Source organism: Halorubrum distributum JCM 10118 (genome assembly GCF_000337335.1).
Classification (GTDB): Archaea; Halobacteriota; Halobacteria; order Halobacteriales; family Haloferacaceae; genus Halorubrum; species Halorubrum distributum.
The window spans coordinates 19,562-32,531 of record NZ_AOJN01000061.1; the positions used below are offsets into that span (position 1 = coordinate 19,562).

General features: G+C 68.5%; 9 protein-coding genes. 3 read left to right on the forward strand and 6 right to left on the reverse strand.

The features are described from left to right. Nucleotides 1-8: 8 nt before the first annotated feature. From C466_RS17035 to C466_RS13400, 5 genes are all read right to left on the reverse strand, one after another. Nucleotides 9-164: a hypothetical protein gene (locus C466_RS17035; RefSeq protein WP_004599330.1), complete on the reverse strand. Its 156-nt coding sequence runs from the start codon at nt 162-164 to the stop codon at nt 9-11. 144 nt (nt 165-308) lie between these two features. Then, complete coding sequence (gene gdhB, locus C466_RS13390; protein ID WP_004599329.1) at nt 309-1,616, reverse strand: glutamate dehydrogenase GdhB; 1,308 nt, start codon at nt 1,614-1,616, stop codon at nt 309-311. Further along, the gene (locus C466_RS16645) at nt 1,613-1,756 is read right to left on the reverse strand and encodes a rubrerythrin-like domain-containing protein (RefSeq protein WP_004599328.1); all 144 of its coding nucleotides are present in this window, start codon (nt 1,754-1,756) and stop codon (nt 1,613-1,615) included. The genes gdhB and C466_RS16645 overlap by 4 nt, the downstream gene beginning before the upstream one ends. 113 nt (nt 1,757-1,869) lie before the next feature. Then, the gene (locus C466_RS13395; RefSeq protein WP_004599327.1) at nt 1,870-4,752 is read right to left on the reverse strand and encodes a bacterio-opsin activator domain-containing protein; all 2,883 of its coding nucleotides are present in this window, start codon (nt 4,750-4,752) and stop codon (nt 1,870-1,872) included. A 191-nt stretch (nt 4,753-4,943) separates the two neighbouring features. Continuing rightward, nucleotides 4,944-6,116 carry a twin-arginine translocase subunit TatC gene (locus C466_RS13400; RefSeq protein ID WP_004599326.1) on the reverse strand — a complete coding sequence of 391 codons (1,173 nt, stop codon included), beginning with the start codon at nt 6,114-6,116 and terminating at the stop codon, nt 4,944-4,946. A gap of 181 nt (nt 6,117-6,297) precedes the next feature. Between C466_RS13400 and tatC the strand changes: the two genes are divergently transcribed. Next, complete coding sequence (tatC, locus tag C466_RS13405; protein WP_004599325.1) at nt 6,298-8,526, forward strand: twin-arginine translocase subunit TatC; 2,229 nt, start codon at nt 6,298-6,300, stop codon at nt 8,524-8,526. A gap of 117 nt (nt 8,527-8,643) precedes the next feature. Next, entirely contained in the window at nt 8,644-11,595 is a 2,952-nt protein-coding gene (uvrA, locus tag C466_RS13410) for an excinuclease ABC subunit UvrA (RefSeq protein WP_004599324.1), read from the forward strand. Between the two features lie 598 nt (nt 11,596-12,193). Here uvrA and C466_RS13415 read toward each other — a convergent pair. Further along, nucleotides 12,194-12,442: a hypothetical protein gene (locus C466_RS13415; RefSeq protein ID WP_004599322.1), complete on the reverse strand. Its 249-nt coding sequence runs from the start codon at nt 12,440-12,442 to the stop codon at nt 12,194-12,196. A gap of 117 nt (nt 12,443-12,559) precedes the next feature. Between C466_RS13415 and C466_RS13420 the strand changes: the two genes are divergently transcribed. After that, nucleotides 12,560-12,940 (forward strand): RidA family protein, encoded by a 381-nt coding sequence (locus C466_RS13420; RefSeq protein ID WP_004599321.1) that lies wholly within the window; start codon nt 12,560-12,562, stop codon nt 12,938-12,940. The last annotated feature ends 30 nt before the right edge of the window (nt 12,941-12,970 follow it).

The following is a 12,970-nucleotide window of genomic DNA, read 5'->3' on the forward strand; positions in this document are numbered from 1 at the left end:
CCGCGGCGTCACTGCCGCCGCGGCGGGTCGCGGTCGTCCATGAGGAAGACGCTGTCCTGGTTCGGGTCGAAGTAGACCTCCAGCGCGCGGAGGGCACCCACGTACGCCGCGATCGCGGCGAACACGAACGAGACGGCGGCCGGAACGACGAGACCGAGGACCATACGGGTCCGATCGCTCCGCAGCGGACAAATGCGTATCGGCGGCGCGGCGACGCGGCGTCGGCCTCTTGAGCGCCGCGCTGCGACGCTAAACCGCGGGGGAACGTCCGCCGGCGGTGCCGTGCGGGCTGGGAGGAGCCCGATCCGCTACGGCCAGAGTCCCCTGGACTCGTGGGCCTCGGCGATCCGCGTGAGCGCCACGATGTACGCCGCGTCGCGCCACGTGACGTCGCGCGCTTCGAACTCCGTTCTGACGGCCCGCCAGGCGGCCCGCATCTCCGTTTCGAGCTCGTCGTTCACGCGTTCGAGCGACCAGGACCGACGGTTGATGTCTTGGAGCCACTCGAAGTAGCTCACCGTGACGCCGCCGGCGTTGGCGAGGATGTCCGGGATCACCGCGACGTCCCGCGCCGCGAGGATCGAGTCGGCCGCCGCGGTCGTCGGCCCGTTCGCGCCCTCGATGACGAGGTCCGCGGCGATCGCGTCGGCGTTGGCTTCGGTGATCACGTTCCCCAGCGCCGCCGGAACGAGCACGTCGACGTCGAGCGTGAGCAGCTCGTCGTTCGTGATCACGGTGTCCGCGTACGTGGTGACGGCCTCCGGCTCCTCGTCGTGCGACGGGACGGACGCCGTGTCGATCCCCGCCGGGTCGTACATCGCCCCGTTCACGTCGCTGATCGCGACGACGGTCGCTCCCCAGTCGTCGAGCAGCCGCGCGGCGTTCGCCCCGACGCTCCCGTACCCCTGGACCGCGACCGTCGTCTCCGCGAGCGGACGGTCGTAGTACTCACAGACCAACTGCGTGATGATCGCGACGCTGCGACCCGGGGCCTCCTCGCGACCCTCACTGCCGCCGACGACCGGCGGTTTCCCGGTGACGACACCGGGTATCGTTTCGCCCTCCTGCATCGAGTACGCGTCCATCAACCACGCCATGGTCTGCGGGTCGGTTCCCATGTCGGGGGCGGGTATGTCTCGGTTGGGACCGATGGCGTCCCGGAGCTCCTGTGCGAACCGACGAGTGAGCCGCTCTTTCTCGTCCGTGCTCAGTTCCTTCGGATCGACGGCGACGCCGCCTTTGGCGCCGCCGAACGGTAGGTCCATGACCGCGCACTTCCAGGTCATCCACATACCGAGCCCGACGCACTCGTCTCTGGTTACGTGCGGGTGGTACCGGAGCCCGCCCTTGTACGGGCCTCTGACGCTGTCGTGTTGGGCGCGATACCCCGTGAACACCTCGACGGTCCCGTCGTCTCGCTCGACGGGGATCGTCACCTCGTGGACCTTCTTCGGGTGTTTGAGGCGTTCGACGACGTTCGGGTCGATGTCGAGGTGGTCGGCGGCGTGGGACAGCTGGCGACGGGCCGTTTCGACCGCGGACGTCGGCTCAACCGGTTCGTCCGCCTCTTGGGCCGACTCGTCGCCGGCGTTGTCCGATTTGGAGGCCATCGTCATTCGAGCGGCATCTGCCGGTTTCGCATCGGTCCGCCGCAGTCCGGACACTGCCCGGGCTTGCGCTCGCTGATGAGGATGTTTCCGCACTCGAAGCACTCGTACGTGGTTTCGTCGTCCGTTTCGGGTTCGAGGTCTTTCATCGTGAGTTCACGAGTGCCAGCAGACGGCGCGGGACACTCTGGGCAGACATAATAAGTGTATAAGGGTATGTGTACAGGTTTATTATAGAACCATTTCAGAGAGAGGTTGTTCGTTATTCAACCGTTTCCGCGGACGCGGCGATCGGGAGGTTGTTCTCCTCGAAGAGCGTCGCGAACAGTTTGCGCTGGACGGTCCGGGCGTGCGCGTAGAAGGCGGGCGGAGAGATCCCTAACGTCGCCGCGACGTCTTCGCCGGTGTTCTCGCGTGGAGACTCGAAGTACCCGCTGTAGTACGCGGTCTGGATCACCTCGAGTTGCCGCTCGGTCAGCTTGTCGAGGAACTTCGAGTAGGGGTCGTGCGTGGCGGTCTGGTCGAGCGTTCGTTTGGCGCTGAGTTCGACGGTGGAGAAAGTCTCCCGGACGAGCCGCGTGATCGTCCGGACCTCGATGCTGTCCGGGATGTCGATCACGAGCGTCGTCGTGGTCGGATCGGCCGTCGCCTCGCGAAACACGGCGCCGTGATCGGCCAGGTCCAAGGCGAGGAACGGCTGCGTGAGCCTGAGTCGCAAGACCCCGCCGTCCTCCCCGGCGCTGATCGTCCGCACGTCGTCGATCGCGACGAGCTGCGAGGCGGCCTCGATAACGGCCTCTAAGGCGGTGTCCTCGACGGTGACGAACACGTAGCTCCCCTCGGTGGACTGTCGGACGCCCCCCTGATACGAGAGGGTACAGCCCGCGTCCCGCGCGAGCCGCGAGAGGACGAACCCCGGATCGTCGACGTCGAACTCGACGCGCGTCATCGACGTCGTGAGCAGCGCGTTCTTCCGCTCGATCGCGCTGAGGGCGGAGGCGACCGTTTCGCCGAGCTCTGCGAGGACGGCCTTCGTCGTGTCGTCGAACGCGTCCCGGGCCGGCGCGTACACCGTCAGGACGCCGTGCGAGAGGTCGTTATACACGAGCGGAATACTCAGCACGGAGAGGTAGTCGCGGGCCAGCGCGTCCTTGCGCCACTGGGCGTCTCGGAGCTCGGCGGCGACGTTCGTCACCAGCGTCACGTCGCCGGTGGCCGCGGTTCGGCCGGCCGGTTCCGCGTGTTCCACGCCGACCGCGAACGACTGGCTGTCCAGGTACCCCCGCCCGGTGCCCGCCCAGGCCCGCGGTTCGACGGTGTCGGTCGCCGGGTCGACCGTGCCTATCCAGGCGAACCTGAAGCGGTCGGCCCCGGTCAACAGCTCACAGACCGCGTGGTCGATCTCCTCTCGCGTTTCGGCTTGGACGACCGCCTGATCGATCTCGCGGATCGTCTCGTTGATTCGGTTCAGGGCGGTGAGCTGTTTGTTTTGGCGCTGGAGCGTGCGGTCCTGTTCGCGGAGTCGCGACTCCCGGGAAATTCGGTCGAGGGCCGCCTCGGCGGTCGCGGCGAGCAGATCGGCGAGGTCCCGCGTCACGTCGTCGAAGGCGCCCACCCGGTCCGAGCCGGCGACGAACACGCCGTGGTCGCCGAGTGGGATGTAGGTCGCGCTCCGAAGGTCCGTCGCCCGGTTTTCGAGGCGGTCGGCTCCGTGGACGTCGTCGAAAAACAGCGCTTCGTCCTCGACGAAGCTGTAGCTCGGGATCGCTTCCCCGTCGGCGTGAACGACCGGGAGCGGCCCGTTGAGCGACTTCATCGCGGGGGAATACGCCGCGGGCCGGAGGTCGTTGGTGTCGGCGTCGAAGAGGTACACCGCGCTCGCGTCCAGGTTCAACACGCCCGGCGTGTCGTCGACGACGCGCTGGGCGACCTCTTGATGCGTCTCCGCGTAGAGGAAATCGCGAGCCGTCTCGTGGAGCGTCGTGAGCGCCTCCTCACGCCGCTTGCGCTTCGTGATGTCCCGACAGCTGAAGAGGACCGTCCCGTCCTGAATCGAGACTTCGCGGACGTTGACCAAGAGCGTGTGCTCGCGGCCGGCCTTGTCCGTGGCGGTGGTTTCGATGTTCTTGAGAACGCCGTCCGCCGCGAGTTCGGCGCGATCGAAGAGGTCCTCGCCCAGGAGGTCGTCGATCGTCCCCTGTTCGCGGATCTCGTCGGCCGTGTAGCCGAAGATGAAGTGGACGTTCGGACAGACGTAGGTGTACTCGCCGTCTTCGTCCGTGATGAGGACCGTGTCCGTCATGTTGTTCAGCGTGACGCGGTGGAGCTCCTCCGACTGACGGAGGTCGCGCTCCAGCTCGACGCGCTCGGTGATATCGACCCCTTCGACGACGACCGAAACGAGCGCTCCGCGCTCGTTCTCGACGGGGCGCGCGGAGAGGTCGACGACGCGCTGGTCGTCGACGCCCGGGGGCTGCGTGACGACGGCATTGACGAATTCGCCGCCCAGCGCGTCCGTCACGATCTGTCGGACGTCCGCGTTCGGGGCGTCGCTCCGCGACCACCACGGGAGCGTCCAGAACGGCTCGCCGAGCGTCGCCTCGACGTCGACGTCGATCATCTCCCGCGCCGTTTCGTTCGCGCGGGTGAGTGATCCGTCCGGGTCGAGCACCCACGTCGCGGTCCGGGAGTCGTCGAACACCGCGTCGAACTGTCTGGCACGCTCCCGTTGCGTGACCGAGCGCCTTGCGGACCGGACGGCCCGTTCCGTTCGATCGACGAGCTCGTCTGTCATCCGTGCGTCCGGCTCCGTGAGCGCGACGTAATCGGTGACCCCTGCCCCGATCGCCTCGCTGGCGACGGCCTCGCTCCCCGCCGCGGTACACAACAGGACCGGGAGCGTCGCGGTCTCGTCGCGGACCGCTCTGAGGAGGTCGATCCCGGTCTCGCGTTCCAGCGCGTACTCGCTGACGAGGCAGTCGGGGGATCGTTCCCTGACGGCGTCGAGCGCCTCCGCCTTGGTTCGGACCCGCGTCACGGTCGCGTCAGTCCGGCCCTCAAGCGTCTCCGCGAGCCGGACGACCCAGTCGTTCGCCCCGACGAGCAAGACCGTCGACGAATCGAGGACCCGTGTCTCTGGAGTCATCGTTCGCCGAAGGGAGGAGCCGACGCGGTTCTCGACCGCGAGTCGCGCTCCGTCTCGGCTATGCCACTGGCGTCGGTCCGGGGACACGCGCACATGAGTGTATAACACCGAACCACCGCTTACCAAAGCTGTTTGGTGTCGAACCTCCGGGGACGTGCGGTCGAGACACGCCACCGGAGCCCGACGCCGGTTTAGTTCCCGGTCCAGCGCAGGATGGCGAGCGTCCCCTCGAAGAGGGCGATCATCGTCAGCGTCACGATGATCGGCGCCATGCCGGTCGGGTCGGGGCTAAAGAGGAACGCGATCCCGAGGAACGACCCCCAGAAGATCAGCCGCTTCGCCTCCAGCCACTGCCGGGTGACGAGGTTCATCATGATCGCGAGCATAATGAAAAGCGGGATCTGGAACACGATCGCCATGAACGCGAGCATGATGACGATCAGGTTGAACGTCTCCGCGAGCCCGAAGGCGATCGTCGCCGCGTCGGCGGTGTAGGTGGTGAAGTACGAGAAGATCGCGGGCAACACGAGGAAGTGTGCGAACGCGATCCCGATGCCACCTAAGACGAGGCTCGTCGGCACCGCGGCGAGGTAGTAGCGCCGCTCGGTCTGGTACAGCCCCGGCCGCATGAACCGGTACGTCTCGTAGACGAACGCCGGGAGCCCGACCACGACGCCCGCGAGGCCGGCGACCTTCAGCCGGGTGAGCGGGAGTTCGAGCGGGCCGTACAGCCGCGGGCGGTTCTCCATCGGCGCCGGGATGTGGTAGCTCCAGAAGTAGTTGATCAGCTCCGTCGACTCGGTGACGACGACGAGGGTGGCGAGGCCGCCGATGAGGAAGACGACCGCCAGCCGGCGCATCATCTCCTCGATGTGGGCCGCCAGCGGCATCTCCTCGTCCGTCTCGGGGCCCTCGATCCCGTCGAAGGGCTCGTCGTCCTCGGTCGCCGGCACGCCGGCGGTCGCGGGGTCCGCGGCGTCGGCGGTCGTCGCCGGGGCGCCGCCGTCGCCGGCGGCCTCGGTGCCCGCGCCCGCGGCGTCGTCGACCGACCCCTGGTCGCTCTCGCTCTCGTCGTCGAGGGCGTCCGACCGACCGGCGTCCTCGGCCTCGACCACCTCGTCCGGGTCCGAGAGCGTCTCCGGCCGCTCGTCGGCGGACTCGTCCGCGTCGCTCTCGGCCGACCCCACCTCGGGCTCGACTTCCGCGGTCACCTCGGACTCGACGCTCTCGGACGCCGGCGAGTCGTCGGGTTCGTCGGCCTCGGACCCCCCGTCGACGGCGCCGTCGCTTCCGGGTTCGGCCTCGTCGGTCGACCCGTCAGCGGCGGCCGAGTCGTCGTCGCGCGACCGGTCCGAGTCGTCCATTCAGTTGCCCTACGCGACCGGGCGGTTATCAACCTTTTCGGATAGCGGCGCCGCGCGGGGTCGATCGGCCCCGTTCGCCGGCGTGTCCGGGAGCGTCGTCGGCCGGATCGGCGGGGAGCGTCGGCGGCGGGAGCGCCCGCGGTCGAAAAGGTTGATAACGGCGACGGCCTTCGCCCTCCGTATGGCGAGCGCCCTCGACGAGGACACCCAACGGTCGATCGCGGAGGGCCAAGAGACGGCGAAGGCGTTCCTTCGGTCGATCCAGAAGGACCTCCAGAAGGTGTTCGTCGTCTTCCTGATCGGTTTCCTCGCGACGTTCTGGGCGCTCCGGACGTACATCTGGGACCGGCTCCGGGAGGTGACGGAGTCGAACATGAGCGCCGCCGTCGCCGAGGAGGCGGACATCATCGCGACGACCCCGTTCGAGGTGATCCTCCTCCAGGCGAAGATCGGGCTGATCGTCGGCGCGATCGTCGCGATCCCGCCGCTGATCTACGTCACCCGCGACGAGCTCCGCGCCCGCGGCATGTGGCCGAAGTCGCCGATCGCCCGCTGGAAGCTCGCGCTGCTCGGGCTGCTCGGCGCCGGCCTGTTCTCCGCCGGCGTCGCCTACGGCGTGTTGGCCTTCTTCCCGCTGATGTTCGGCTTCCTCGCGGAGTTCGGCCTCGAGGCCGACATCCAGCCGACCTACGGGATCGTGATGTGGACCGAGTTCATCGTCTTCCTCTCGCTCTCCTTCGGGCTCGCCGGGCAGATGCCGATGGTGATCACCGGCCTCTCGTACGCCGAGATCGTCCCGTACGAGACGTTCCGCGACAAGTGGCGCTACGCGGTCGTCGCCATCTTCGTGTTTGGCGCCGTCTTCTCCCCGCCGGACCCGTTCACCCAGCTGCTGTGGGCGTTCCCGCTGGTCGCGCTGTACGGCTTCAGCCTCTACCTCGCGAAGCTCGTCGTCACGGCGAAGCGGAGCTCAGACCGGATCGACGTGCTCGGCGCGGTCCGAAACCACTGGAACGTCGTCGGGGGCGCGACCGTCCTCGGCGGCGCGGTCGTGTACGGCTTCTACGAGTACGGCGGCCGGACCGCGTTCAACGACCTCCTGCGGCTCGCGGGGAGCACCCGGCGCTTCCTCGCGCCGGGCGAGGGGCTCGGCCTCGACCCCGCGACCGCGCTCGGGATCTACGCCGCGCTGTGGGCGCTGGCGTTCGCCGCGGTCGCGACGCTGTGGGCGGTGTACACCGACCTCGACACGGCGAGCGCGGGCTACCAGTACGGCGACCCGACCGCCATCGACGTGGGCGAGCTCGACGCCGCGGGCGTCCGAGCGGCCCCCGCGGACGCGTTCGCCCAGATGGAGGAGGAGGAGTCGCTCGCGCTGGCGCAGGCCGCGATCGACGACGACGACCCGGAGAAGGCGCAGGCGATCCTCGACCGCTTCGACGAGGTGAACGAGGGGAGCGACGGCGAGGGGGGCGACGCGGACGGCGACACGAGCGACGCCGGAAGCGCTGGCGGCGACGGCGACGCCGGCGGGGACGGATTGGTCGGCTCCGTCCAGAACCGGACCTCGCGCGCGAGCTCGACGTTCCTCGCCGAGCTCACGGACGGCGAGGAGGAGGCGGCCGAGGACGACATCGGCGGCTACTACACGGACCTCAAGTTCATCTTCGACTCGCTGCGCACGCGGTCGTTCCGGATCGTCGCGGTGTTCGGCGCCGTGATGGCGGCCGCGTTCACGTGGCTGTACCTCGGCGGGCTCGGCACCGTCCGCGGCGACCTCGAGCGGCGCGTGCCCGCGGAGATCGAGGGCGGGATCAACATCATCACCCTCCACCCGGTCGAGGCGCTCATCTTCATGGTGAAGTTCTCGGTGATGCTCGGGATCTTCGCCGCGTTCCCGGTGGCCCTCTACTACGCGTGGCCCGCGCTGCGCGAGCGCGGCTTCGTCGCCGGGCGGCTCTACCAGGTGTACCTGTGGGCGGGCGCGCTCGGCGCCGGCATGATCGGCGGCTTCGCGCTCGGCTACACGACCATCGCGCCGGGGCTCATCGGCTGGCTCGTCACCGACGCCCGCCTCGCCGACATGGTGATCACCTACCAGGTGAGCGACTTCCTCTGGCTCGTCATCTACACCACGATCGGGATCGGCTTCCTCGCCGACATCCCGATCGCGATGGTGCTGCTGAACAACGCGGGCGTCCCGTACCGCGTGTTCCGCGCACGCTGGCGCGAGGTGACGATCGGGATCCTGCTCGTCGCGGCCGTGTTCACCCCCGCCGACGTGATCACGATGTTCCTCGCGACGATTCCGCTGATGCTGGCGTACGGCGTCGGGATTGGCGTCCTCTTCCTCGTCACCTTCGGGGGGCGCCGCGACCTCTCGCCGCCCGCGGAGTTCGTCGGGGAGTGAGCCCCGCGCTCGACGCGGAGTGAGCCCCGCGCTCGACGCGGCCGACGGCGGGAACGGCCCCTCGCGGCCCCCGCGACCGACGACTATTCCCGCGCGCGCCCGCAACGGAGGAGTGAAATGAGTAAGGAGTACATCGAGGTCCGCGGCGCCGAGGAACACAACCTCAAGGACCTCGACGTCCGGATCCCGCGCGAGGAGTTCACGGTCGTCACCGGGCTCTCCGGGTCCGGGAAGTCGTCGCTCGCGTTCGACACCGTCTACGCCGAGGGGCAGCGCCGCTACATCGAGTCGCTGTCCGCGTACGCCCGCAACTTCCTCGGGCAGATGGACAAGCCGCAGGTGGAGTCGGTCGAGGGGCTCTCCCCGGCGATCTCCATCGATCAGAAGAACGCCGCGAACAACCCCCGGTCGACCGTGGGGACCGTCACGGAGCTCCACGACTACCTCCGCCTGCTGTACGCCCGGATCGGCACCCAGTACGACCCCGTCACCGGCGAGGAGGTCGGCGAGCAGTCCGCTCAGGACATGGTGAACCAGATCCTGGAGCTCCCCGAGGACACCCGCGCGAAGATCGCCGCGCCGGTCGTCCGCGACCAGAAGGGCGCGTTCGAGGACCTCTTCGAAGAGCTCGTGAGCGACGGGTACAGCCGCGTCGAGGTCGACGGCGAGCCGGTCGACCTGACCCTCGACGACCCGGACCTCGACGAGAACTACGACCACACGATCGACGTGATCGTCGACCGCGTGACCGTCTCGTCGGACGCCCGCTCGCGGATCACCGACTCCGTCGAGACGGCCCTCGAAGAGGCCGACGGCGCCCTCAAGCTGATCGTCCCCGACCCGCCCGAGGACGTGCCCTTCGCGTCGAACGCGCGCTCGACGGGGTCGCTCGCGGCCGACGCGGACGGCGACGACCGCCTCGTCGTGGAGTTCTCCGAGGAGCTCGGCAACCCCAACTCCGACGTCCAGTTCTCCGCGATCGAGACGCGCTCGTTCTCCTTCAACAGCCCGTACGGCGCCTGCCCCGAGTGCGAGGGGATCGGCTCGACGAAGGAGGTCGACGAGGACCTCGTGGTCGAGGACCCCTCGAAACCCCTCAAACACGTGTTCGAGCCGTGGAGCTACGACCGCACCTACTACTCCCGCCAGCTCGACAACGTCGCCGACCACTTCGGCGTTGACCTCGACACCCCGTTCGAGGAGCTCGACGAGGGGATTCAGCGGCAGTTCCTCTACGGCACCGACGAGATGGTCCACTTCGAGTGGACCACCAAGAACGGCACGCGCGAGAAGACGGAGCGCTTCGAGGGCGTGATCCCGAACCTGGAGCGCCGTCACGTGGAGACCGACTCCGAGCGCGCCCGCGACCACATCGAGGAGTACATGGCCGTGACGACCTGCCCCGAGTGCGAGGGGACGCGCCTGAAAGAGCAGTCGCGGCACGTCCTCGTCGCCGGCACGTCGATCACCGACGTGAACGAGCTGTCGATCGCCGAGGCGCGCGAGCACTTCGAGGGGATGGAGTCGGAGCTCAACGAGCGCGAGACGACCATCGCCGAGGAGATCTTAAAGGAGATCCGCGCGCGGCTCGGCTTCATGGAGGAGGTCGGCTTGGAGTACCTCACGCTCGACCGCGAGGCGTCGACCCTCTCCGGCGGCGAGAGCCAGCGCATCCGGCTCGCCACGCAGGTGGGCTCCGGGCTGGTCGGCGTCCTCTACGTCCTCGACGAGCCCTCCATCGGCCTCCACCAGCGCGACAACGACCGGCTGCTCGACACGCTCGAAGGCTTGCGCGACCTCGGAAACACCCTGCTCGTCGTCGAGCACGACGAGGAGACGATGCGGCGCGCCGACGAGATCATCGACATGGGCCCCGGCCCGGGCAAGCGCGGCGGCGAGGTGGTCGCGCAGGGCGACTTCGACGAGGTGGTCGCGACCGACGAGTCGGTCACCGCCGACTACCTCGCGGGCCGGAAGTCGATTCCGGTGCCCGACGAGCGCCGCGAGCCCGACGGCGAGCTCGTGGTGCGCGGCGCCCGCCAGCACAACCTGAAGGACCTCGACGTGCCGGTCCCGCTCGGCACGCTGACGACCGTCACCGGCGTCTCCGGCTCGGGGAAGTCGACGCTCGTCAACGACATTCTTTATAAAGGACTCGCCCGCGAGATGAACGACAACACCTCGGTCGACCCCGGCGAGCACGACGCGATCGAGGGGCTCGACGAGGTCGAGACGGTGCGGCTCATCGACCAGTCGCCGATCGGGCGGACCCCGCGCTCGAACCCCGCGACGTACACGGACGTGTTCGACCACGTCCGCGAGCTGTTCGCGGAGACGAAGCTCTCGAAGCGCCGCGGCTACGAGAAGGGCCGGTTCTCGTTCAACGTGAAGGGCGGCCGCTGCGAGGAGTGCGGCGGGCAGGGCACCGTCAAGATCGAGATGAACTTCCTCTCGGACGTGTACGTCCCCTGCGAGGAGTGCGGCGGCTCGCGCTACAACGACGAGACGCTCGACGTGGAGTACAAGGGGAAGACCATCGCCGACGTGCTCGACATGAGCGTCGCGGAGGCCCACGAGTTCTTCGAGAGCCACCGCGGGCTCGAACGCCGCCTGAAGCTCCTGAAGGACGTGGGGCTCGGCTACATGGAGCTCGGTCAGCCCTCGACGACCCTCTCCGGCGGCGAGGCGCAGCGCGTGAAGCTCGCCGAGGAGCTGGGCAAGCGCGCGACCGGCGACACGCTCTATCTCCTCGACGAGCCGACGACGGGGCTCCACAAGGAGGACGAGCGCAAGCTGATCGACGTGCTCCACCGCCTCGTCGACGCCGGCAACACCGTCGTCGTCATCGAACACGAGCTCGACCTCGTGAAGAACGCCGACCACGTGATCGACCTCGGTCCCGAGGGCGGCGACGGCGGCGGCGAACTCGTCGCGGACGGCACTCCCGAAGAGATCGCGCACGAGGAGGCGTCCCACACCGGGCGCTACCTCCGAGACATGCTCCCGAAGGTCGACCTCGACGGGCCCCGCGACGACCGCCGGAAGCCCGCGGTGGCCGACGACGACTGAGGCGGGAGCGCTCCGGTGGGGTTCCGCGCCTCGGATCGAACGGAGACGAAACTGAGATTTCCCGTCGTCGAGCGATACCGAGAGGAGGTATCGCAGATCGTCGGTCGCGATGTCGTATTTAAATAGCCGTGGACGACGGCGACGAGCGCTTATAAAAAGAAAGTGCGGTGGCGCGCCTGCGAGCGGCCGCCACCGGCGGCCGCGAGCCAGCCCGCGAGGGACGCCGCGAACGCCCGGAGGGCGTGAGCGGCGAGGCTGGGGAGGCGTGAGGCTGCGGTGCTGTGCGGTGTGGGGAGGGACTTAGAGGGGCAGCCGTCGAGGGCGGTGTAGGCGACGTAAGCACCGGAATGAGGGAGCGAAGCGAGCGAATGAGGAGCGCAGCGAGCGAATGAGGAGCGCAGCGAGCGTACACCGCCCTCGACGGCTGGGGCTTTGGAAGCCCTCACCGCAGTAGCATCGATTACTTATAAACAACCGACGGCAACGTCGAGATTCCACTTATAAACTGCCCACTAAAGATGTACTACACCTACTCCCGCTATCGACCGTCGCGATCACTATAAGAAGCGAACGAAGCCGAGAGGTCACCTGCCGAGGGTCACCCCGCAGTCGGGCGACGACCGGACGATCCGGTCGCGCTCGCAACGACGAGGAGCGCGATCAGGTCGGCCGTGAGCGCCGCGACCGCGCCGAAGCGGAACAGGACCAACAGTCCGAGCACCGCGACCGCGAGCCCGACCGCGGCGCGACGAGCGCGGTCGGTGGTCGAAAGCAAGCGGGACACCTGAGCGCCGACGCCGACCTGCGCCGCGAAGAGGAGGACGCCGAACGGGGACACGGCTGGCATACGGCTCGATTCCGACCGAGCCAGTATGAATATGTCGGCGGAACGAAGAGCGCCGGAGCGGCCGGGGCGACCCCCGCGACCCGTATCTTGATACCGCGGCGCGCCGTCGCCCCGGTCATGCGAGAGATCACGACGGACGACGTGCCGGAGGCCCTCGGCCCGTACTCACAGGGGATCGTCTCCGGCGACACGGTCCACGTCTCGGGGAAGACGGGCGTGGACCCCGACACCGGCGAGGCCCCCGAGTCGGTCGCCGAACAGACGACGCAGACGCTCGAGAACGTCGCCGCGATCTTGGAGGCCGCCGGGACGACCCCGGACGCGATCGTGTCGGCGACCATCTACCTCACGGACATGGACGACTACGACGCGGTGAACGAGGCGTACCGGTCGTTCCTCTCGGAACCGTACCCGGCGCGGACCTGCGTCGAGGTATCTCGACTTCCGGCGCCGCTCGACGTGGAGATCACAGTCACGGCGGAGCTCGACGGCGACTGAGCGGCATCTGCGGGCCGTTTCGGGGCGAAA

Excerpts from the sequence above, each read along its gene's own strand:
- gdhB (WP_004599329.1), bottom strand. The coding sequence starts at position 1,616 with ATGACGATGGCCTCCAAATCGGACAACGCCGGCGACGAGTCGGCCCAA.
- C466_RS13400 (WP_004599326.1), bottom strand. The coding sequence starts at position 6,116 with ATGGACGACTCGGACCGGTCGCGCGACGACGACTCGGCCGCCGCTGAC.
- tatC (WP_004599325.1), top strand. The coding sequence starts at position 6,298 with ATGGCGAGCGCCCTCGACGAGGACACCCAACGGTCGATCGCGGAGGGC.
- C466_RS13420 (WP_004599321.1), top strand. The coding sequence starts at position 12,560 with ATGCGAGAGATCACGACGGACGACGTGCCGGAGGCCCTCGGCCCGTAC.
- C466_RS17035 (WP_004599330.1), bottom strand. The coding sequence starts at position 164 with ATGGTCCTCGGTCTCGTCGTTCCGGCCGCCGTCTCGTTCGTGTTCGCC.
- uvrA (WP_004599324.1), top strand. The coding sequence starts at position 8,644 with ATGAGTAAGGAGTACATCGAGGTCCGCGGCGCCGAGGAACACAACCTC.
- C466_RS13415 (WP_004599322.1), bottom strand. The coding sequence starts at position 12,442 with ATGCCAGCCGTGTCCCCGTTCGGCGTCCTCCTCTTCGCGGCGCAGGTC.
- C466_RS13395 (WP_004599327.1), bottom strand. The coding sequence starts at position 4,752 with ATGACTCCAGAGACACGGGTCCTCGATTCGTCGACGGTCTTGCTCGTC.
- C466_RS16645 (WP_004599328.1), bottom strand. The coding sequence starts at position 1,756 with ATGAAAGACCTCGAACCCGAAACGGACGACGAAACCACGTACGAGTGC.